At 72.5% G+C, this 19814-nt stretch carries 19 protein-coding genes and 1 tRNA gene; 14 read left to right on the top strand and 6 right to left on the bottom strand.

The features are described 5' to 3' along the window. Window positions 1-214 precede the first annotated feature (214 nt). The 7 genes from QQM72_RS24785 (at window position 215) to QQM72_RS24755 (ending at window position 6561) form a co-directional block, all read left to right on the top strand. Window positions 215-1168: a phosphatase PAP2 family protein gene (locus QQM72_RS24785; RefSeq protein WP_314223059.1), complete on the top strand. Its 954-nt coding sequence runs from the start codon at window positions 215-217 to the stop codon at window positions 1166-1168. Next, window positions 1119-2240 carry a hypothetical protein gene (locus tag QQM72_RS24780; RefSeq protein ID WP_314223058.1) on the top strand — a complete coding sequence of 374 codons (1122 nt, stop codon included), beginning with the start codon at window positions 1119-1121 and terminating at the stop codon, window positions 2238-2240. Before QQM72_RS24785 ends, QQM72_RS24780 begins: the two co-directional genes overlap by 50 nt. Further along, complete coding sequence (locus tag QQM72_RS24775) at window positions 2231-3826, top strand: hypothetical protein (RefSeq protein WP_314223057.1); 1596 nt, start codon at window positions 2231-2233, stop codon at window positions 3824-3826. The genes QQM72_RS24780 and QQM72_RS24775 overlap by 10 nt, the downstream gene beginning before the upstream one ends. Beyond that, window positions 3823-5163 carry an AAA family ATPase gene (locus QQM72_RS24770; protein WP_314223056.1) on the top strand — a complete coding sequence of 447 codons (1341 nt, stop codon included), beginning with the start codon at window positions 3823-3825 and terminating at the stop codon, window positions 5161-5163. Before QQM72_RS24775 ends, QQM72_RS24770 begins: the two co-directional genes overlap by 4 nt. 169 nt (window positions 5164-5332) lie before the next feature. Continuing rightward, a complete protein-coding gene (locus QQM72_RS24765; RefSeq protein ID WP_020132289.1) occupies window positions 5333-5701 on the top strand; it encodes a hypothetical protein in 369 nt (122 codons plus the stop codon). A 208-nt stretch (window positions 5702-5909) separates the two neighbouring features. After that, the gene (locus QQM72_RS24760; RefSeq protein WP_028807251.1) at window positions 5910-6497 is read left to right on the top strand and encodes a bifunctional DNA primase/polymerase; all 588 of its coding nucleotides are present in this window, start codon (window positions 5910-5912) and stop codon (window positions 6495-6497) included. After that, window positions 6488-6561: transfer RNA gene (locus QQM72_RS24755), tRNA-Lys, on the top strand. Before QQM72_RS24760 ends, QQM72_RS24755 begins: the two co-directional genes overlap by 10 nt. Before the next feature lie 186 nt (window positions 6562-6747). On the opposite strand, the gene QQM72_RS24750 is transcribed toward QQM72_RS24755, so the two are convergent. After that, window positions 6748-8016, bottom strand: coding sequence for a M6 family metalloprotease domain-containing protein (locus QQM72_RS24750; RefSeq protein WP_399078492.1), 1269 nt, complete (start codon window positions 8014-8016; stop codon window positions 6748-6750). Between the two features lie 337 nt (window positions 8017-8353). Here QQM72_RS24750 and QQM72_RS24745 point away from each other — a divergent pair, with 337 nt between their 5' ends. Further along, on the top strand, window positions 8354-10189 hold the full coding sequence (locus QQM72_RS24745; RefSeq protein WP_314223054.1) for a putative bifunctional diguanylate cyclase/phosphodiesterase: 1836 nt from the start codon (window positions 8354-8356) through the stop codon (window positions 10187-10189). Here QQM72_RS24745 and QQM72_RS24740 read toward each other — a convergent pair. The 4 genes from QQM72_RS24740 to QQM72_RS24725 all read right to left on the bottom strand — a co-directional run bounded on the left by QQM72_RS24740 (window position 10168) and on the right by QQM72_RS24725 (window position 13445). Next, window positions 10168-11301 (bottom strand): LLM class flavin-dependent oxidoreductase, encoded by a 1134-nt coding sequence (locus tag QQM72_RS24740; protein WP_314223053.1) that lies wholly within the window; start codon window positions 11299-11301, stop codon window positions 10168-10170. The two genes, QQM72_RS24745 and QQM72_RS24740, sit on opposite strands and share 22 nt — an antisense overlap. A gap of 62 nt (window positions 11302-11363) precedes the next feature. Further along, on the bottom strand, window positions 11364-11852 hold the full coding sequence (locus QQM72_RS24735; RefSeq protein WP_314223052.1) for a hypothetical protein: 489 nt from the start codon (window positions 11850-11852) through the stop codon (window positions 11364-11366). A 16-nt stretch (window positions 11853-11868) separates the two neighbouring features. After that, complete coding sequence (locus QQM72_RS24730; RefSeq protein ID WP_314223051.1) at window positions 11869-12600, bottom strand: maleate cis-trans isomerase family protein; 732 nt, start codon at window positions 12598-12600, stop codon at window positions 11869-11871. Then, window positions 12597-13445 carry a maleate cis-trans isomerase family protein gene (locus QQM72_RS24725; protein ID WP_314223050.1) on the bottom strand — a complete coding sequence of 283 codons (849 nt, stop codon included), beginning with the start codon at window positions 13443-13445 and terminating at the stop codon, window positions 12597-12599. Before QQM72_RS24725 ends, QQM72_RS24730 begins: the two co-directional genes overlap by 4 nt. A 137-nt stretch (window positions 13446-13582) precedes the next feature. Between QQM72_RS24725 and QQM72_RS24720 the strand changes: the two genes are divergently transcribed. Further along, window positions 13583-14545: a D-2-hydroxyacid dehydrogenase gene (locus QQM72_RS24720; protein ID WP_314223049.1), complete on the top strand. Its 963-nt coding sequence runs from the start codon at window positions 13583-13585 to the stop codon at window positions 14543-14545. A gap of 23 nt (window positions 14546-14568) precedes the next feature. Then, window positions 14569-15942: an amidase gene (locus QQM72_RS24715; protein WP_314223048.1), complete on the top strand. Its 1374-nt coding sequence runs from the start codon at window positions 14569-14571 to the stop codon at window positions 15940-15942. A gap of 88 nt (window positions 15943-16030) precedes the next feature. Here QQM72_RS24715 and QQM72_RS24710 read toward each other — a convergent pair whose 3' ends face one another. Continuing rightward, window positions 16031-16552, bottom strand: coding sequence for a DUF3830 family protein (locus QQM72_RS24710; RefSeq protein WP_314223047.1), 522 nt, complete (start codon window positions 16550-16552; stop codon window positions 16031-16033). Window positions 16553-16649: 97 nt separating this feature from the next. Between QQM72_RS24710 and ehuB the strand changes: the two genes are divergently transcribed. From ehuB to ehuA, 4 genes are read left to right on the top strand one after another with little or no spacing between them, the layout of a single operon-like run. Next, entirely contained in the window at window positions 16650-17573 is a 924-nt protein-coding gene (gene ehuB / locus QQM72_RS24705; protein ID WP_314223046.1) for an ectoine/hydroxyectoine ABC transporter substrate-binding protein EhuB, read from the top strand. Then, window positions 17573-18313 carry an ectoine/hydroxyectoine ABC transporter permease subunit EhuC gene (ehuC, locus tag QQM72_RS24700; protein WP_314223045.1) on the top strand — a complete coding sequence of 247 codons (741 nt, stop codon included), beginning with the start codon at window positions 17573-17575 and terminating at the stop codon, window positions 18311-18313. The genes ehuB and ehuC overlap by 1 nt, the downstream gene beginning before the upstream one ends. After that, a complete protein-coding gene (gene ehuD / locus QQM72_RS24695; protein ID WP_314223044.1) occupies window positions 18310-18957 on the top strand; it encodes an ectoine/hydroxyectoine ABC transporter permease subunit EhuD in 648 nt (215 codons plus the stop codon). Before ehuC ends, ehuD begins: the two co-directional genes overlap by 4 nt. After that, complete coding sequence (gene ehuA, locus QQM72_RS24690) at window positions 18947-19771, top strand: ectoine/hydroxyectoine ABC transporter ATP-binding protein EhuA (RefSeq protein WP_314223043.1); 825 nt, start codon at window positions 18947-18949, stop codon at window positions 19769-19771. Before ehuD ends, ehuA begins: the two co-directional genes overlap by 11 nt. The last annotated feature ends 43 nt before the right edge of the window (window positions 19772-19814 follow it).

Raw genomic sequence — 19814 nt, 5'->3', positions numbered from 1 at the left:
TTCCGGGGAGACCCTGAGCGGGATCAGGGAAGAAACCAGGGGCGGAGCCCTTCCATCATCGCTCACCCTGAACAGGGGCAACCCGGTGGGCGATCTCAGCGTCTTTGAGAGCCGGGGGGCCCACGAAGGGCGCGCACCCGCGCCGTAAAGTGGCCCGTCCCGAGCCACTGGCACACCAGCGACGAGACAGCGACACGAAGGGGGAGGCAATCGGATGCCGCAGACCGAGACACCAGGCACCGAGGCGGCCCCGCGGACACGGCTGCGCTGGTGGACGGAGCTGCCCCTGATCCTGCTGGTGTACGCCTGCTACTCCGCGGGCCGGCTGCTCGCGCGGGGCGATGTGACCACCGCCGTCGACCACGGCCTGGCGCTCCTGCGCATCGAGAAGTTCCTGCACATCAACGCCGAGCACCCGCTGAACCGGCTGTTCAGGACCCAGGCGTGGATCGGCGTGCCGGCCGACTTCTGGTACGCGTCGCTGCACTACCTGGTGACACCGGTGATCCTGGTCTGGCTGTTCCGGTCGGGGGCCCGGCACTACCGGGCGGCCCGCACCTGGCTGATGACGTCCACGTTCATCGGCCTCATCGGCTTCACACTGATGCCCACCTGCCCGCCCCGGCTGCTGTCGGCCGGCTACGGCTTCGTGGACACCATGGCCCAGTACAGCTCGTACGGCTGGTGGGGCGGCGAGGCGAGCGCTCCGCGCGGCATGGGCGGCATGACCAACCAGTACGCGGCCATGCCGAGTCTGCATGTCGGCTGGGCCCTGTGGTGCGGCGTCATGCTGTGGCGGCACGGCGGCACGCGTACGGCGAAGACGGCCGGTGTCGTCTACCCGCTGGTGACGACGCTCGTGGTGATGGGCACCGCCAACCACTACTTCCTCGACGCGGTCGCGGGCGCGGCCGTGATGGGCGTCGGGCTGCTGCTGACGCCGTTGGTGACGCGCGGCGCGGACCGTGCCCGGGTGTGGTTCGCGGACCGTGTCCCGCTGGTCGCGGCGGCCTCTCCGGCCGCATCGGCCTCGATTGTCAGTGGCGGATGCCAGACTTCGACGGGTGAGCGAATTCCACGGCAGCGCGAGTCACGGTTCGGCCCCGGAGCCGAGCCGGGTGCCACCCCCTCGGACGCGGGGGACGGCGCTCCGGCAGCGGCTCGCTGAGCTGCGCGGTCCCGACGTTCCGGCCAAGGCGCTGGACGCCCGTGCCCTCGCGGCGCTGGCCGCCAACCCCGGCTGCGAGCGGCGCGCGATCCTCGACGGCGCCGGGGTGGACAAGGCGACGCTGGCGGACGCGCTGGGTTCGCCCTCGGCCTTCGGGCAGTCCCAGTTCGCCCTGACCCGCGGCAACGCGTTCGAGGCGAAGGTGAAGGCGGACGGCGGCGCGGAACTGCTGCGGCTGGTGCACGAGCGGCTGGACCCCGGCGCCGCGCCGCCCGTCGGCGCGGCCCTGCCCGACCTGTCCGCGATCGGCCCCGAAGGCCGCACCGCGCGCACCGCGCTGGCGCTGCGCGAGGCCACCGGGGCGAGGGGCACCTGGACGCTCCTGGACCATCCGATGATCGCGCTCGACGTCGCGGGCTCCCCCGCCTTCCTGGAGCCGGACGCGGTGGTGGTGCACCCGGACGGCAGCTGGACGGTCGTGGAGATCAAGTCCTTCCCGATGCTGGACGGCTCGGCGGACCCGGCGAAGGTCGGTGCGGCCGCCCGGCAGGCCGCCGTGTACGTGCTCGCCCTCGAGGCGGTCGCCGTCCGCCTCGAGGCGGCCCCGCGCGTGCGCCACCGGGTGCTCCTGGTCTGCCCCAAGGACTTCTCCAACCTGCCCACCGCCTCCGCCGTGGACGTGCGCAAGCAGCGCGCGGTCACCAGCCGCCAGCTGGCCCGCCTCACCCGCATCGAGGACATCGCCGACGCCCTCCCCGAGGGCACCTGCTTCTCCCCCGAGCTGCCCGCCGAGCGGCTCACGGCGGCCGTCGAGGCGGTACCGGCGGCGTACGCGCCCGAGTGCCTGGCCGCCTGCGAGCTGGCGTTCCACTGCCGTGAGCGGTCCCGCGCGGCCGGCGCGGTCACCTCCCTGGGCCGTTCCGTGCGGGCCGAACTGGGCGGGCTGACCACCGTCGAGGACGTCCTGGCGGCGGCGCGCGGCGAGCGCGGCGATCCGCGGGATCCCGCGGTGGCCGCCCTGCGCCGGGCCGCACGACTGCGCACCGAGGCCCTGGGGACGATGTGTCACTGATCACCACCCTCGCCCGCCTCGAGGCCGTCACCACCGGCCGCGCCCAGCCCACCGCCACCGTCCGGCACCGGCACCTGTCCGAGCGGCCGCTCGTCTTCGTGCCGCTGACCACCGCCGGTGAGGCCGGCGCCCCGCTGGGCGCGCTGGTCGGCACCGACCGGGAGGCGCCGCGGCTGCTCGTCGTGCCGCAGCCGCGTGACCGCGAGCTGAGGTTCGCGTTCCTCGCCGAACTGGCCGACGTCGTCCTGCCGTACCTCGACTCCTACGCCGACGTCGTCGAGGCCGCCGAGCGCAGCGAGACCGACCCGGAGACCGGCAGACGCGTCAAGGTCGAGGTCGAGCTGTGCGCCGACGCGCCCCAGCTGATCGTCCCGAGCCGCGCGGGCGTCGACTTCGTACGCCTCCTGGGCCGCTCCATGCGCTTTCGCCGGACGGCGGAACAGGACCCGGAGACGCCGTATCCCGCGCCTGCGCGCGTGCCGCTGCTCGGCCGGTGGCTGACCCACTTCGGGGAGCGGTCCCGGGTGCCCGGCTCCTCGCTGCTGACGGCGATGACGGAGGTCCTGGGCCGGCACTGGGCGACCGGGCAGTCCAGCCTGGAGGACCAGCACCTGGGGGCACAGCTCGCCTGGATCGCCCCGCCGCCGGGTGAGACGGGCGCGCGGGCGGCGCTGCGCGCGGAACTCGCGCGGGACGCCGCCGGACAGCTGCGGTGTCCGCCGGCCGGTCCGGCGACCGACCCGGCGTTCGACAACAAGCTGCTCGCCCCGGCCATCGAGCGCTACGACCGCGCGCGTACCGCCCTGGCCGCCGCCGAGGACGGTCTTCAGGCCGACGACCGGCTGGGCGCCCTCACCGCGGCCGAGCAGGAGATCCGCGAGCTGGTGATGAGCCGGACGCTGCCCACCTGGAACAAGGTGTGGGAGGGCCTGGACCTGCTGCGGGCACTGCCGGAGGGCGCGCACGTCGAGGAGCGGTGGACGCGCGACCGCTGGTCGTTCACCGGTCACCGCGACCGGGTCGTCGCCGGTGAGCCCCCGCAGCCGCGCCGCGACGACGCGGTCACCGCCGCCAACAAGCTCGCCACCCGCGAGCGCGAACAGGCCCGGCTGGAGGCGCAGGAGGCGCTCGACGACCCGCTGGTGATGGCGGGGCGGCGGCTGGCCGGGGAGGCGTTCGCGGGCGAGGTCGTCGACGTGGTCATGGCGTACAGCGAGAGCAAGCGGCCGAGCCCGCGCCCGCTGGTCACCGTGCGGACGGACGACCGGCCGCATCTCGGGGAACGGGCGAAGGTGTTCCGGTCGCTGGGCGCGAAGCCGCAGGCGGCCGAGTTCGTGGGGCGGGACGGCGAGGAGGAGGACGGCCTGCTGGTGCTCCGGATCGTCGACAAGATGGGCCGCGGCAAGGAGCCCGAGGTGGGGTCCGTGCCCGAGAAGGGCGACCGGCTCTGCTTCACGCTCTTCGAACACGAGCAGCGCGGCGGCGCGAAGCTGCCCGATCCGGAGGACACGCCGTGGACGCACGGCGGTCCGCCGGGCGAGCCGCCCGAGGTCCCCGATTCCGTCACCCAGGAGGATGTGCTGTGACCACCGAGGCCGCCTTCGACCCCGGTACCGCCGCCACCCGCGCCACCGACGCGATCCTGCGCGACACCCTGCACGGCACCGCGCGCGGGGTGGTCGTCGACTCACCGCCCGGCGCCGGCAAGTCCACGCTCGTCGTCCGTGCGGCGCTGGAACTGGCTGACGCGGGGCGGCCGTTGATGGTGGTCGCGCAGACCAACGCGCAGGTCGACGACCTGGTCGTGCGGCTCGCGGTGAAGAACCCCGAGCTGCCGGTGGGCCGGCTGCACAGCAGCGACGCCGACCCGTACGACAAGGTGCTCGACGAGCTGCCGAACGTACGGAAGTCGGCGAAGGCGGCGGAGCTGGCGGGACTGCCGGTGGTGATCTCCACCGCCGCCAAGTGGGCGCATGTGAAGGTCGACGAGCCGTGGCGGCACGCCATCGTGGACGAGGCCTACCAGATGCGGTCGGACGGGCTGCTGGCCGTGGCCGGGCTGTTCGAGCGGGCGCTGTTCGTGGGCGACCCGGGGCAGCTGGACCCGTTCTCGATCGTGGGCGGCGAGCAGTGGGCGGGCCTGTCCTACGATCCGTCGGCCTCGGCGGTGAGCACCCTGCTCGCCCACAACCCCGAACTGCCGCAGCACCGGTTGCCGGTGTCCTGGCGGCTTCCGGCGTCGGCGGCGCCCCTGGTCTCCGACGCGTTCTACCCGTACACCCCGTTCCGCAGCGGCACCGGGCACGGCGACCGGCGGCTGTCCTTCGCGGTGCCGCCGGACGGCTCCGGCACCGACCGGGTGATCGACGAGGCGGCGGAGTCGGGCTGGGGCCTGCTGGAGCTGCCCGCCCGGCACACGCCCCGGACCGACCCGGAGGCGGTGCGGGCCGTAGCGACGGTCGTCCGGCGGCTGCTGGACCGGGGCGGCGCGGCCACCTCGGAGCTCTCCCCCGACCCGACCCCGCTGACCGCCGACCGGGTCGCGGTCGGCACCGCCCACCGCGACCAGGCGGCGGCGGTGCGGGCGGCGCTGGCGGAGCTGGGCGTCGCGGACGTGACCGTGGACACGGCGAACCGGCTCCAGGGCATGGAGTTCGACGTCACGGTGATCCTCCACCCGCTCTCCGGCCGCCCCGACGCCACCGCCTTCCACCTGGAGACGGGCCGCCTGTGCGTCCTGGCCTCCCGCCACCGGCACGCGTGCGTGGTGGTGTGCCGGGCGGGCGTGGGCGACCTCCTGGACGCCTACCCGTCGACGGAACCGGTCCAGCTGGGAACCCTCGTGAAGTTCCCGGACGGCTGGGAGGCGAACCACGCGGTACTGGCCCACCTCGCGGAACACCGCGTGGCGTGGAGACCTTGACCCCGCCACCCGACCGCCCGCCTGCCCGGCGGGAACATCGGGGCGGCCGGGAGCCTTGAGACTGCGGGGCCGAGGGCCTCTTGCGCGACCGGGGGACAATGGTGGGTGGTCCACTCCACCGGTGCTGTCCACCCGTGGAGCCATCCGAACCGTACGAGGAGGAGAAGACATGGCGGAGCCCACGCCGCGTCGGAACGAACCGCGGCTACGCCCCGCGCCCCTGCTCTTCGAGCCCGCCGAGGCGGCCGGTGATCCGGAGCACTTCTTCGACCTGGAGTCGATAGACGATCCGGCCGCGCTGCTCGCGCGGGCGACGGAGCTGACGCTCGCGTTCCGGGCGGCCGCCGACCGGGCGGTGGAGTTCCAGGCCATGGCGGCGGCACAGCTCGCCGATCCGCGCCGCTTCGACCGGCTGACGCCGGCGGACATCGGCGAACGGGCCGAGTGGACCGAGGACTACGCGAAGAAGATGGTCGAGTTCGGCCGGGATCTGCTGCGGGGCGACACCGAGGGTCGGGGGCACGCCGACCCCGTCTGAGCACCGCGTCGGCTGAGCACCGCGTCGGCTGAGCACCGCGTCGGCTGTGTCGGCCTCCTCGACCGCACCGGCCGCGCCGCACCCGTCCTGCCCAGCCCTGCGCGCCTGGCATATGCCGAGCGGGCAAGATACCCCTCCTGGCCCCCTCCCGTCCCGGTTTCCCGCAACCCTGTGAGTTCGTCCGCTCACCCCCGGTAGACCTGGGGGCATGAGCAGCGCATGCGACGAACCCATCGGCGTCACCCCGGACGGCGCCGCCTGGCTGGCCTCCGCCGGGACATACCCGCGCAGCACGCTCGCCTTCTGGGAGGAGCGGCCGCAGGCCCCGGTGGTGCTGCCCTGCGGCTCGGCGTTCGACATCGTCAGCGCGCCGGCGGTGTTCGGGCGGCTGATGCTCGACCGGCTGTGGGGTGAGGGGCCGGGCTCCGGGCCGGTGGCCGCGTTCCGCGGACGGACGCTGCTGTTCGCGGCGCCGGGCACGGCCCAGCGACTGCCCTCGCTGCTGGAGTGGGAGGAGTGGAGCGCCGAAGGCCGCCGGGACGGCCGTACCGCGACGGTGCCGCCGCTGCTGTGTCACGGCACGGGCGACGCGGTGACCGTGCCCGCGCTCACCCCCGCCGGGGACGGCGCGTCGACCCGCTGGATGGTCGCCCCGGACACCCGTCATCCCTGGCTGCCGGGCCCGGAGATCCTGCTGTGGGCGGCCGTCCGGGCGGCCCGTTCGGCCGTGCGGATTTCGATTTCTCCTCCCCAGGATCAGGATGCTAAGGTCTACGACGTCAGCAGGCGCCGCTAGCTCAGTTGGTTAGAGCAGCTGACTCTTAATCAGCGGGTCCGGGGTTCGAGTCCCTGGCGGCGCACGACATCGACGGCGGGGCTGGTTCGCAGAAAAAGCGAACCAGCCCCGCCGTCGTCATTCCTGCGCGGCTGCGCCGCGCACTGTGGGGGCTACGCCACCCGCACCCCCTCCGGCAAAGGCCCCTCGCGAGCGCGAGGGGCCTTTCGCGTGTCCGGAACGGGTCACGTCCGGGACGCCGCGGGAGGGGTCACAGCTTCGTCCCCGGCGTGATCTTCACCGTCCACTCCCCCGACACCGTGCGCCCCTCCACGTCCACCCGTACGCCGTTGCCCGGCACCGTGAAGCTCTCGCCGAGGGCGACCGGGGCGTCCGCGAGGGGCGGGTAGACGGAGTTCTCCCAGCAGGCCTCGGTGCGCGGGTGGGCGTCGATCACCTCGACCGGGCCCCGGCCGGACCGGGCGCCGCTGCTGACGCGGTAGACGAGGATGCCGGTGCGACAGGCCGCCCGGTCGTTGCCCGCCGGGCCGCGCGCCTCGAAGGCGAGCGCGCTGTCGGGGCCGGTGCGCACCACCGCCAGCTTGGGCCCGTTGCCGAGCCCGAAGGACGGCGCGCCGGAGGCGCCGGCGACCTGCACGCCGGGTCCGGCGCCGAGCGGCTCCAGGGTCAGCCGGGTCGGACCCGGCCCCCGTACGCACACCACCTGGCGCTCGTCCAGCCAGCCCAGTTTCCACTTGTGCCAGGCGAAGAGGTCCGGGGCGAGGCCGAACTGGCTTCCCATCAGGTCCCAGTCGCCGACATAGGTGTCCCAGTCGCCCTTGCCGTCGACGGGGCGGTGGTAGAGGTCGGGCAGGTCGAAGACGTGGCCGGTCTCGTGGGCGAGGACGAGGCGGTCCGGGGGGTGCTGCTCGAAGACGGTGACGACCCGGCGGATGTCCGTGCCGTCGGCGTTCAGCGGGGTGTCCAGGTTGACGACCTTCGTGGCGTCCGAGTCGACGCCCGGCGCGTCCGGGTCGGCCACGAAGTAGACGACGTCGTAGCGGGAGAAGTCCACGTGGGGGTCGGCGGCGGCCAGCGCGTCGTGCAGGTACGCGGCCCGGCTGTCGGCGTCCCAGTCGCGCTGTATGGCGTACGCGGTGGACGGCTTGGGCATGCTGATCCAGCGCTTCAGCGGGTGCGCGCGCAGGGCGAACTTCCCGTAGGACGCCTGCTGGAAGAAGCGGCTGGTGGCGGGGAAGTGGTCGGCGGCCAGTTCGTCGGGGGAGGTCGTCGGGAACCGGTCCGGGAAGGACAGGAAGACCATCACCGCGTCGAGGGAACGGGCCGGCCGGGGGTAGGCGCTGTTCCAGGTGTCCACGCCCTCCGAGTGGTGGGCCGGGGTGCGGGTCAGGGCGCAGGGGGCGGGGGAGAACGGCTCGGCGACCGAGGGACCGCCGACGAGCGAGTTCGCGACCAGCGCCGAGAGGGTGGTGAACACGGCCGCCGTACTGCGCAGTCGGGGGCGCGGAAGCAGTCGCACACGTCGCGGCAGTCGCGGCACAGAGACCTCCGGGAGGCGGTTCACAGGACACCGCCACCCAGCCTGTGTGAAATTGTCGTACTACGCCCTGTTTGCCTGCCCCAGACGAGTGAGGAGGCGGAAAGCGGGCATCACCTCGACACCCCCGGAATTCTCACGGAACGTCACAAGCGGTCGTCCCCCCACAGAACCGGGCCAGGTGCGGGCAGAAACGATCTGTCAGAAAGGCCGGTTGTTCGGGGACACTGGGCAGTGGCTGCGCGGGTCCGGGGGCAGCCACTATGATCGGCAGACTTTCCTGCACGGACAGCGATCGAGTGCACTGCGGGAGCGAGCGGTGAGCGGAACGTCCGAAGGGCCGACGCCCGCGGCAGACCTCGACCGGTCAGCCGTCACAGAGAGTGACATCGACAGTACGGAAAGCGGGCTCCTGGTCAACCGACCACCGGCCTACCGTTCCGTCTTCGCGGCGGCGCCCCTCGCCATGGCCGTCGTCGACGGCGAGGGTCGCATCGTCGACGCCAACGACGCGCTCGGCGCGCTGCTCGGCGGCGGGAGCGAGGGCCTGGTCGGGCGGGTCGCCTCCGACCTGCTGGACCTGACCTCCGACGCGCGCACCTGGCACGCCTACCGCGAGGTGCTGCGCGGCCGGCAGGCGAGACTGCGCTGCACCCGGCGCCTGAAGCAGCCCGACGGCCGCTCGCTGTGGGCGCAGGTCACCGTGTCCCCCCTCGACGCGGACATGCCCGGCATACTGCTGTCGGTCGCGGACGTGAGCGCGCACCGTGACCTCCAGGCGAGACTGCGGCATCTCCAGATGCACGACCCGGTCACCCGGCTGCCCAACCGGACCCTGTTCTTCGAGCGGGTGTCCGCCGCGCTGGAGGCGGAGGCGTACGAGCAGAGCGGGACCGGCCGGATCGGCCTGTGCTACCTGGACCTGGACGGCTTCAAGGCCGTCAACGACACCCTCGGTCACCGGGTCGGCGACCTGCTGCTGGCCGCCGTCGCCGAACGGCTGACGGAGAGCGCCGAGCAGGCCGGGCAGACCCGGCCGAGCGTGCCACTGGTGGCCCGGCTGGGCGGCGACGAGTTCGCCCTGCTGGTCGAGGACTCCACCGGCACCGAGCAGCTGGCCGACCTCGCCGAGTCCGTGCTCAAGGCGCTCCAGGCCCCCTTCGACCTGGCCGGGCACCGGCTCAACGTCTCCGCGTCGATCGGGGTCGTGGAGCGGCACGCGGCCGGCACCACGGCGACCGGTCTGATGCAGGCCGCCGACACGACCCTGTACTGGGCGAAGGTGGACGGCAAGGACCGCTGGACGTTGTTCGACCCCGAGCGCAACGCCCATCTGATGACCCGGCAGGCGCTGGCCTCCACGCTCCGTCCGGCCATCGAGCGCGGCGAGTTCCGCCTCGACTACCAGCCGCTGGTCGGCATGTCGGACGGCCGGCTGCGCGGTGTGGAGGCGCTGGTGCGCTGGGATCACCCCCGGTTCGGGCTGCTGTCGCCGAATCGGTTCGTCGCGCTGGCCGAGGAGGACGGTTCGATCGTGCCGCTCGGCCGATGGGTTCTGGCCACCGCCTGCCGCCAGGCACGGCAGTGGCAAATGGACAATCCGGACGATCCGCCGCTGTTCGTCAGCGTCAACGTGGCGGTGCGTCAGGTGTGGGACTCCGACCTGGTGGCGGATGTGGCGGAGATCCTCGCCGAGACCGGGCTCGCGCCGCACCTGCTCCAGCTGGAACTGACCGAGTCGGCCGTGATGGGCTCGGCGGGGCGGCCGCTCCAGGCGCTCCAGGCCCTCAGCGACATGGGCGTCGGCATCGCCATCGACGACTTCGGCACCGGCTACTCCAACCTCGCCTACCTGAGCCGGCTGCCGGTTTCGGTGCTCAAGCTCGACGGGTCCTTCGTGCGCGGCTTCCAGTACGAGGGCGCGGGCTCCCCGCCGAACCCGGCCGACCAGGTCGTCGTCGAGGCGATGATCGACCTCGCCCACCGGCTGGGGCTGACCGTCACCGCCGAGTGCGTGGAGACCTCCGCGCAGGCGACCCGGCTGCGCAGCATCGGCTGCGACACCGGACAGGGCTGGCTGTACTCCCGTCCGGTGTCGCCGGACCGTATCTCCGAGCTGCGGGGAACCGAGACCTACGCGGTCGGCAACCCGTAGGCGTCCGCGACGAGTTCGTAGGAGCGCAGGCGCAGCTCACCGCGGTGGGCGTGGCTGGTGAGCATCAACTCGTCGGCGCCCGTGCGCTTGTGGAGGCCGTCGAGGCCGGAGCGGACCTCGTCGGCCGTGCCGCCGATGATGTTCGCGCCCCAGGAGTCGACGAACTCCCTTTCCAGCGGACTGAATTCGTGCGCCTCCGCCTCCTCGGGGGAGGGGAACAGGCCGGGGCGGCCGCCGCGCAGCCGGAGCATGTTGAGGCCGGTGGCCAGGATCTGGCGGCGGGCCTCGCGCTCGTCGTCGACGGCGAGCACGGAGACGCCGATCAGCGCGTACGGCTCGGCGAGCACCTCGGACGGCCGGAAGGACTCCCGGTACAGGTCGAGGGCCGGGACGGTGTTCTGCGCCGAGAAGTGGTGCGCGAAGGCGAAGGGCAGACCGAGCACGCCGGCCAGCCGGGCGCTGAAGCCGGAGGAGCCGAGCAGCCAGATCGGCGGCCGGTGCGGCGACTGCACCCCGCCGGGGGACGTCCCCTGGACCGGGCCGGGGATCGCGTGGATGCGGCGGTAGCGGTGGCCGTCGGGAAAGTCGTCGTCCAGGAAGCGGGTGAGCTCGGCGAGCTGCTCGGGGAAGTCGTCGGCGCCCTCGTGCAGGGTGGCGGTGCGGCGCAGGGCCGCGGCGGTGGCGCCGTCGGTGCCCGGGGCGCGGCCGAGGCCGAGGTCGATGCGGCGGGGGGCCAGCGCCTCCAGGGTGCCGAACTGCTCGGCGATGACGAGGGGCGCGTGGTTGGGCAGCATCACGCCGCCCGAGCCGAGCCGGATGCGGTCGGTGTGGGCGGCGAGGTGGGCGAGGATGACCGCGGGCGAGGAGGAGGCGACGCCCGGCATCGAGTGGTGCTCGGCGACCCAGTAGCGGTGGAAGCCGCGCGACTCGGTGAACCGGGCGAGGTCGACGCTGGTGCGCAGGGCGTCGGTGGCGGTGCGACCGGAGCCGACGGTGACCAGGTCCAGCACGGAGAGGGGCACCGGCGCGCTGCCCCGGGCCGCCCCTCGGATCCCGTCCGCCTCCGTCACATCGCTCACCGTCTCGTCCGCCGCCGTCTCGTCCGCCGCCACGGGGGTCCTCCTGTTGTCGGCCGTGCACTGTCCTCCGGCGGATAACAGGAGGGTGTCCCCGTTTATTCCCTGCCGAGCGAGGAGACGACGAAACCCTCCCCGCCGTAGACGGACTCGTAGTGGATGTCGATCGACAGGCGGTCCCGGATGCCGTCGTGGAAGCGGAGAAGACGGTCGGCGTCGTCCGTGTCCAGGCGGACCAGGAAGGTGGATTCACCGACCAGGACGACGGACCCCTGCCGGAGCGCGTACTTCTGGACGCCCTCGTCGGAGTCGAGCATCACGTTCCAGGCCTCACGGGCCCACTGGCCGACGACCACACCGTCCCAGCGCACCACGGTGGCCGTGATCACGGCCGGACCCAGTCCGGCGTTGATCACCTTGAGCCCGGTGAGACCCTCCTGCCGGTTGCGGATGCGTCGTATCTGGAGGATGGGCCGCAGGGACTGCCGGTTGTGCACACGGGCGGCCCGGCTCTGGCTGTAACTGACCCACAGCGACCCGAGCGCGACAACCGTCGCCGCGACGGCTATGACCGTTTCCGCCTGCATACGCCCCCGCCCCGGTTCACACCTGCACGATCGGCTCCCGGGTGAACAGCATGCCCAGGCCCGGGGCGTTCACCCGGCGGTCGGTGAGGCGCAGGGCCTCCCAGACCGTGACCTGGTTGGCGGTGAGGACCGGTTTGCCGAACTCCTTCTCCAGGGCGGGGAGGAACGCGGCCGTGTGCAGTGCGGTGTCGGGCAGCAGGATCGCCCCCGCCTCGGGCGCGTCGGCGGCCCGCGCGAGGGCGATCACCTCGGCCTCGCCCCAGGTGCCGGCCTCGGCCGCCGTGACGATCCCGGCGCTGTGGACGCCGGTCACCTCCACGCCGCCCGCCCGCAGGAACCCGGCGAACAGTGCCGCCACGTCGTCCGGGTACGTCGCCCCGACGGCGACCCGCCCGGCGCCGATCTCGCGGGCCGCGTGCACGAAGGCGAAGGAGGTGGAGGAGGCCGGCATCCCGGCGGTCGTGGCCAGGGCGCGAACCTGCTCCTGGGCGCCCTCCCAGCCGTGCACGAAGCCGCCGCTGGTGCAGGCCCACACGACCGCCTCGGCGCCGGCCAGCCGCAGCTGCTCGACGCCCTTCGCCAGTCGCTCGGGCGCGCCCATCTCGCGCAGCGCGTCCACCCGGTGCGCGTCCTCGCCGATGTCCGTGTGGACCAGGTCCAATCGGATGTCACTGCCCAGGAGCTGCTCGATACGGGGGTAGTCGTCCTCGGCCGAGTGGCCCGGATAGAGGAAACCTAGTGCGGTCATGTCCAGCCTTCCTGCTGCTCTTCGTCCGGCAGGACCGGGGGTTCCTGCGGCACGGGAAGTTCCCGCGGTACCCGGGTGTCCGGCAGCCCGGGGAGCCACACGCGTGCCGAAGGGTCCAGCAGCGCTTGATACGGTCCCACCGCTCGGGTACCCAGTCGGCGCAACGCCGCCCACATGGTCACCTGGTTGGCCGAGATCACCGGTATCCGCAGTTCGGCCTCGAGTTGGGGGATGACGTCGTAGGTCGGCAGGTTGGTGCAGGAGATGAACAGCGCGTCGGCGGTCGCGGGCGCGGGCACCGCCCGGTGGGCCATCTCCACCACCTCCCGGTACGGAACCTTCCAGATGTGCCGGGTCAGGCCCATGAACGCGCGTCCGGTGACCGTCCCGCCCGCCTCGGCCACATACTCCTCGAGCGAGCGCGTCACCGACTCCGTGTACGGCGTCACCAGGGCCACCCGGCGGGCGCCCAGCTCCGCCAGGGCCTCGATCAGCGCGCCCGAGGTGGTCACGGACGGTGTCGCCCCGGCCCGGGTCATCGCCTCGCACATGGCCCTCTCCCCGGCGAGCCCGCCGACGAAGCTGCCCGAGGTGCAGGCGTAGGCGACGGTCTCGGGGGCGACCGCGATCAGGGTGCGGACGGCGTCCCGGAGGGTCTCGTGCTCGCTCACCCGGCGGGCGAGGTCCAGGCTGACCTCGACGGGGACGTACGGCGTGCGGGTCAGGTGGAGCGAGACGTCGTCCGGCGTCCAGCGCCACAGCTCGCGGTCCAGCGCGAAGTCGAAGGGGGCGACGACCCCGAGGCCGCGCTGCGCGCGGGGGCCGCCGAGAAAGGTGACGTCCATTGCGGGCACCGCCCTCACCGGGAGACAGGATGCGCAACGAGCCGCACGCACCGCCGTGTTGACGACGGTAGGTTCGGGTGCGAACGTGGTCAATCCGCGCACGTCAGGCACGTGGTCACGGACGGAGGGGGCATCGGATGACCGTCGTCCCCGCAGCTGTGCCCACGGTTCTCGTGCTGGACGCCGACCCCCTGCCCCGGCTCGGGCGCCTCACCGGGCGGGCCCGGGTGCTGCACACCGACGAGGCCTCCCTCGCCGCGCGGCTGCCCGCGGCGGACGTCCTGCTGGTCTGGGACTTCACCTCGCACGCGGTGCGCGCCGCCTGGCCCGGTGAGGGGCCGCGGCCGGGCTGGGTGCACACGGCGAGCGCCGGCGTGGACCACCTGCTCTGCCCCGAACTGGCCGCGTCGGACACGGTGGTGACCAACGCCCGCGGGATCTTCGACGAGCCGATCGCCGAGTACGTCGCCGCGCTGGTCCTGGCGATGGCGAAGGATCTGCCGCGGAGCTGGGAGCTTCAGCAGCGGGGCGAGTGGCGGCACCGGGAGGGCGGGCGGGTCTCCGGGACCCGGGCCGTCGTCGTCGGGTCGGGGCCGATCGGACGGGCGATCGCCCGCACCCTGAAGGCGCTCGGCATGACCACGGCCGTCGTCGGCCGCGTCCCGCGCACCGGCATCCACGGACCCCAGGACCTGGACCGGCTCCTCGCCCGCGCCGACTGGGTGATCGCGGCCGCCCCGCTCACCGAGCAGACGCACGGCATGTTCGACACCCGGCGGTTCGGCGTGATGCAGCCCTCCGCCCGCTTCGTGAACGTCGGCCGCGGACCGCTGGTCGTCGAGGACGCGCTGGTGCGGGCCCTGGAGCGGCGGTGGATCGCGGGCGCCGCCCTGGACGTCCTCACCACCGAACCCCTCCCGGCCGACAGCCCGTTGTGGCATGTCCCGGGGCTGCTGATCTCGCCCCACATGAGCGGCGACACGGTCGGCTGGCGGGACGAACTCGGCACGCAGTTCGTGGAGTTGTTCGAGCGGTGGGCGGCGGGCCGACCGCTGAGGAACGTGGTCGACAAGCAGCGCGGATACGTGCCCGGACACTGACGTCAGCGGCCTCGGGAGGGCGCATGACCGACCTCACCACACTCACGGCGACCGAGCTCCTCGACGGCTATCGCAAGGGCGAGTTCAGCCCCGTGGAGGCGACCCGCGCGGCCCTGGACCGGGCGGAGCGGATCCAGCCGGAGGTGAACGCGTTCGTACGGATCCTCACCGACGAGGCGCCGGCCCGGGCGGAGGCCTCGCGGGAGCGGTGGCGGCGCGGGGAGCCGGCCGGGCCGGTCGACGGGGTGCCGGTGACGGTCAAGGACATCCTGCTGCTGAAGGGACATCCGACCCTGCGCGGCTCGAAGTCCGTCGACCCGTCCGGCTCCTGGGACGAGGACGCCCCTGCCGTCGCCCGGCTGCGCGAGGCCGGCGCGGTCTTCGTCGGCAAGACGACCACCCCCGAGTACGGCTGGAAGGGGGTGACGGACTCCCCGCTGACCGGTGTGACCCGCAACCCGCACGACCCGTCACGCACGGCGGGCGGTTCCAGCGGCGGGAGCGCGGCAGCGGTGGCGCTCGGCGCGGGGCCGCTGTCGCTGGGGACCGACGGCGGGGGCAGCGTCCGTATCCCGGCCGCGTTCTGCGGGATCTTCGCGCTGAAACCGACGTACGGCCGCGTGCCGTTGTACCCGGCGAGCGCCTTCGGCACGCTGGCGCACGTGGGCCCGATGACCCGGGACGCGGCGGACGCGGCGCTGCTGCTCGACGTGATCGGCGTGCCGGACGCACGGGACTGGTCGGCGCTGGGTCCGGCGGAGGGGTCGTTCCGGGCGGGGCTCGACCGGGGCGTGCGCGGACTGCGGGTGGCGTACTCGCCGTCGCTGGGCGGACAGGTCGCGGTACGGCCGGGGGTCGCGGCGGCGGTGCGGCGGGCCGTGGAGCGACTGGCGGAGCTCGGCGCGTACGTCGAGGAGGCCGACCCGGACTTCACCGACCCGGTGGACGCCTTCCACACCCTGTGGTTCGCCGGGGCGGCCCAGGTGACGCGGCGGCTGCGGGCGGACCGGCGGGAGGCGCTCGATCCGGGGCTGCGGGAGATCTGCGCCGAGGGCGCGCGGTACTCCGCCCTCGACTATCTGTCCGCGGTGGACGTCCGGATGGAACTGGGCCGCCGCATGGGCCGTTTCCACGACACCTACGACCTGCTCCTCACCCCGACACTGCCGATCACCGCGTTCGAGGCGGGAGTCGAGGTGCCGGCCGGGTCGGGGCATCGGCGCTGGACCGGGTGGACGCCCTTCACCTACCCCTTCAACCTCACCCAGCAGCCCGCGGCCACCGTCCCGGTGGGCACGGACGGCGACGGGCTGCCGGTGGGGCTGCAGATCGTGGCCGCCCGCCACCGGGACGACCTGGTGCTACGGGCGGGTCACGCGTTGCGCGGATGGTCGTAGTCCTCGCCCGCGCCTCTCGCGCACCCGCCCGCCTTCACCCCTGCTCTCGCCTTCACCCCCGCCCTCACCCTCACCGCGGCTCTCGCCCTCACCCGGCGGGGGCGCCCCCCGGCGGGCCGGAACGCCGGAACCGCAGCGTCTCTCCCGCCGCGCCCGTCCGCCACAGGTCGTTGCACGCCTGCGCCACCTCCTCCAGGCCTTCCACGATCCGGCCCCAGACGATGCCGGGAACCCAGCCGACGTCGCCGTTGAGGAGCAGGTTGTTGCGTTCGTAGAAGAGGGCCAGGTCGACGAGCGTGGTGCCGGGGCGGACCTCGCGGTCGTAGCCGTAGGCCCGGGTGCCGAGTTCCGCTCCCGCGAAGGAGAAATAGCAGAGATCTCCCGGTATGGGAGTGACGGTCGGGTTTTCCAGCGGTGGTTCGGATGCCGCGAAAGGCGGGAAAAGGGCGTAGATCTCGTTGCGGGCGTATTTGGCATGGTAGACGTCGCCGGCGAGCGGAAGGGAATCCCAGACGGCCGCGCAGGTGATCGGCGCACGATCGTCGAGCAGCTGGGCCGTGGCGGTGATTCCGCGCTTGACCAGCGAGACTTCGATGTATCGGTCAGCCATGCGTTCCATGGTCCACCCGCGGTCAAGGCGGCCTCGGTGACGAGCGGGGCCGAAAGCGGTCCGTGTAACTCGCATGAACTCGGGTAGCCGCGCGCCCATGGCTCGACCACACGCACATCGATCAGGAACCGACCACGGCCGCCACAAAAGACTCAGCCGCCGCTCGCTGCTCACCGGAGCGGCGCTGAGCGCGGCGGGGGGTCTGGGGGTGGTCGGCTGCAGCCGCGTCCCGGGAGACGGAAAGGTCTTGGGAGGCAGCCTCCTGGACACCTTGCGGGATCAGGGGTCCGTGAAGATCGGCATCGCCAGTGAACCCCCCTTCGGCTATGTAGGAGACGACGGACAGGCCACCGGAGAGGCACCCGCGATCGCGAAGGTGATCTTCAAGAAGCTCGGTATCGACGAGGTCGAGCCGGTGCCTGTGGACTTCGGTGCCCTCATACCCGGACTGAAGGCCCGGCAGTTCGACGTGGTGTCGGCAGGGATGTACATCAATCCCCTGCGGTGCGAACAGGTGCTGTTCGCCGACCCGGACTACCTGATGCTGGACGCCTTCATCGTCAGGAAGGGCAATCCGCACGGCATCAAGACGTACGAGGACGTCAAGAAGAAGGGCCTCAAGCTCGCCTCCGGCAAGGCCTACGCCCAGATCGACTACGCAAAGGCCGCGGGCATCGGCGACGTGCTGGTCCTGCCGGACCAGGTGGCCGGGCTCGACGCGGTGGCCCAGGGCCGGGTGGACGCCTTCGCGGGCACCCGCATCACGGTCAGGTCGGCGGTGGCGGGTTCCGCACGCGTGTCGGCCACCGAGCCGTTTCAGCCCGTGGTCGACGGCAAGCCCGCCTACGGCGCGGGCGGCTTCGCCTTCCGGCAGTCCGAGAAGAACTTCCGCGACGCGTTCAACAAGGAGCTGCTGAAGCTCAAGGAGGACGACTACCGGGAACTCCTGCGGATCGTCGGCCCCTTCGGCTTCGCCAAGGCCGACATGACGGACCTCACGGCGAAGGAGCTGTGCGGCTGATGATGACTTCCGAGTTCTTCACCACCTGGTTCCTGCCGGGGATCTGGGTCACGGTCCAGGTGACGGTGCTCTCCGCGGCCCTCGGCGCCGCCATCTCGTTCGGCATCGGTCTCGCCCGCGGGTCGCGGTACTGGATCGTCCGCTTTCTCGCCGGGGCCTACTTCGAGGTCTTCCGTGGCATGTCGGCGCTGGTCCTGATGTTCTGGATGTTCTTCGCGCTGCCCCTCTTCGGCTGGCAGTTGGTACCCATGTGGGCCGGCGTCAGCGCGCTCGGCCTGACCTACGGCGCCTACGGCTCCGAGATCGTGCGCGGTTCCCTGGCCGCCGTCACACCGGCGCAGAAGGAAGCGGGCATCGCGCTCAACTTCACCCGCCTGCAGCGGCTGCGCCTGATCGAAATGCCCCAGGCGTGGCCCGAGATGGTGCCGCCGTTCAACAACCTGCTGATCGAGTTGCTGAAGGGGACCGCCCTGGTCTCGGTCATCACCGTGGCCGACATGACGTTCGCCGGCAATCTGCTCCGGCTGGGCAGCAACGAGACCACCCCGGTCTACACCCTGCTGCTGGTCCTCTACTTCGTTCTCGCCTTCCTGATCACCCGCGGTATGCGGCTGCTGGAGCGCAGGGCGAAGGCCGGTATCGGGCAACCGCCGGCGAAGAACGGCGGGACCACCAGGAAGCCCGGCGCCCGCGGCGCAAGCCTTCAGGCCGGTTCGCAGTCCGCGGGGGGTACGGGATGAGCTGGGACTGGAACGTCGTGGACGACTTCATGCCGCGGTTCTGGGACGGTGTGCTCGTCACCCTGCAAGCCCTGGCCATCGGCACCCTGATCGCGTTCGCGCTGGGTCTGGTGTGGGCGCTGGCACAGCGGTCCGCGCAGGTCTGGGTGCGCTGGCCGGTCGTCGCCGTCACGGAGTTCATCCGCAACACACCGCTGCTGGTGCAACTCTTCTTCCTCTTCTACGTGGTCCCCGAATTCGGCCCGTCGATGTCGCCGCTCACCACCGGCATCGTCGGCCTCGGACTGCACTACTCCACCTACACCGCGGAGGTCTACCGCGCGGGCATCGACGGCGTCCCCGCCGGCCAGTGGGAGGCGGCCACGGCGCTGAGCCTGTCCAAGGGGCGCACCTGGCGGGCGGTGATCCTTCCGCAGGCGATCCGCCGCGTCGTCCCGCCGCTGGGCAACTACGTCGTCGCCATGCTCAAGGACTCCCCGATGATCGCGACCATCGGGGCCTTCGACATGCTCGGCGAGGCCCAGGCCTTCAGCAACGAGACCTTCACCACCGAGGCGCTCACCGTCGTGGGCGTGGCCTTCATCGTCATCGCCTACCCCGCCTCCCTCCTGATCCGAGCCCTGGAGCGACGCCTTGTCCGCTGACACCGATCCCGCACAGAACACCGAACCCCTCGCCAATCCGCCGGTGGACGGCAGTGAACTGATCCGCTTCGACAAGGTCACCAAGCGCTTCGGCGACAACACCGTCCTCGACCGGCTCGACTTCTCCGTCGACTCCGGCAAGCACGTCACGCTGATCGGCCCGTCGGGCTCCGGCAAGACGACGATCCTGCGGCTGCTGATGACCCTGGCCGAGCCCGACGAGGGCACGATCAGGGTGGGCGGCGACTACCTGACCCACGAGGAGCGGAACGGGAAGCTGGTCCGGGCCGGCGAGAAGCACATCCGTGAGGTGCGCAAGAACATCGGGATGGTCTTCCAGCAGTTCAATCTCTTCCCGAACATGAAGGTGCTGCGCAACATCACCGAGGCTCCGGTCACCGTCCTCGGCCTGTCCAAGGACGAGGCCGAGGAGCGGGCCCGCGACCTGCTCGAACTGGTGGGCCTGACCGAGCACATCGACAAGTACCCGACCCAGCTGTCCGGCGGCCAGCAGCAGCGGGTGGCGATCGCACGGGCGCTGGCGATGCGACCGCAGGTCCTCCTGCTGGACGAGGTGACCTCCGCGCTGGACCCGGAGCTGGTGGCCGGCGTCCTGGACGTGCTGCGGGACATCGCCCGCACCACCGACATCACGATGCTCTGCGTGACCCACGAGATGAGCTTCGCCCGGGACATCTCGGACCAGGTCCTGATGTTCGACTCGGGTCGGGTCATCGAGTCGGGCCCGCCGGAGAAGATCTTCAGCGAGCCGGAGCAGGAGCGGACGCGGGAGTTCCTCAGCGCCGTGCTGTGAGACCGGGGGCGGGGGCCACCCCGTGTGGCGCCCCCCCCCACCC

Origin of the sequence: Streptomyces zaehneri, from assembly GCF_032248645.1 — a bacterium.
Lineage (GTDB): Bacteria > Actinomycetota > Actinomycetes > Streptomycetales > Streptomycetaceae > Streptomyces > Streptomyces coriariae.
Note: the sequence above shows the minus strand (reverse complement) of the source record. Positions and strands in the feature narration are given on the sequence as shown.

Excerpts from the sequence above, each read along its gene's own strand:
- QQM72_RS24785 (WP_314223059.1), top strand. The coding sequence starts at position 215 with ATGCCGCAGACCGAGACACCAGGCACCGAGGCGGCCCCGCGGACACGG.
- QQM72_RS24765 (WP_020132289.1), top strand. The coding sequence starts at position 5,333 with ATGGCGGAGCCCACGCCGCGTCGGAACGAACCGCGGCTACGCCCCGCG.
- QQM72_RS24760 (WP_028807251.1), top strand. The coding sequence starts at position 5,910 with ATGAGCAGCGCATGCGACGAACCCATCGGCGTCACCCCGGACGGCGCC.
- QQM72_RS24735 (WP_314223052.1), bottom strand. The coding sequence starts at position 11,852 with ATGCAGGCGGAAACGGTCATAGCCGTCGCGGCGACGGTTGTCGCGCTC.
- QQM72_RS24730 (WP_314223051.1), bottom strand. The coding sequence starts at position 12,600 with ATGACCGCACTAGGTTTCCTCTATCCGGGCCACTCGGCCGAGGACGAC.
- QQM72_RS24725 (WP_314223050.1), bottom strand. The coding sequence starts at position 13,445 with ATGGACGTCACCTTTCTCGGCGGCCCCCGCGCGCAGCGCGGCCTCGGG.
- QQM72_RS24720 (WP_314223049.1), top strand. The coding sequence starts at position 13,583 with ATGACCGTCGTCCCCGCAGCTGTGCCCACGGTTCTCGTGCTGGACGCC.
- QQM72_RS24715 (WP_314223048.1), top strand. The coding sequence starts at position 14,569 with ATGACCGACCTCACCACACTCACGGCGACCGAGCTCCTCGACGGCTAT.
- QQM72_RS24710 (WP_314223047.1), bottom strand. The coding sequence starts at position 16,552 with ATGGCTGACCGATACATCGAAGTCTCGCTGGTCAAGCGCGGAATCACC.
- ehuB (WP_314223046.1), top strand. The coding sequence starts at position 16,650 with ATGGCTCGACCACACGCACATCGATCAGGAACCGACCACGGCCGCCAC.
- ehuC (WP_314223045.1), top strand. The coding sequence starts at position 17,573 with ATGATGACTTCCGAGTTCTTCACCACCTGGTTCCTGCCGGGGATCTGG.
- ehuD (WP_314223044.1), top strand. The coding sequence starts at position 18,310 with ATGAGCTGGGACTGGAACGTCGTGGACGACTTCATGCCGCGGTTCTGG.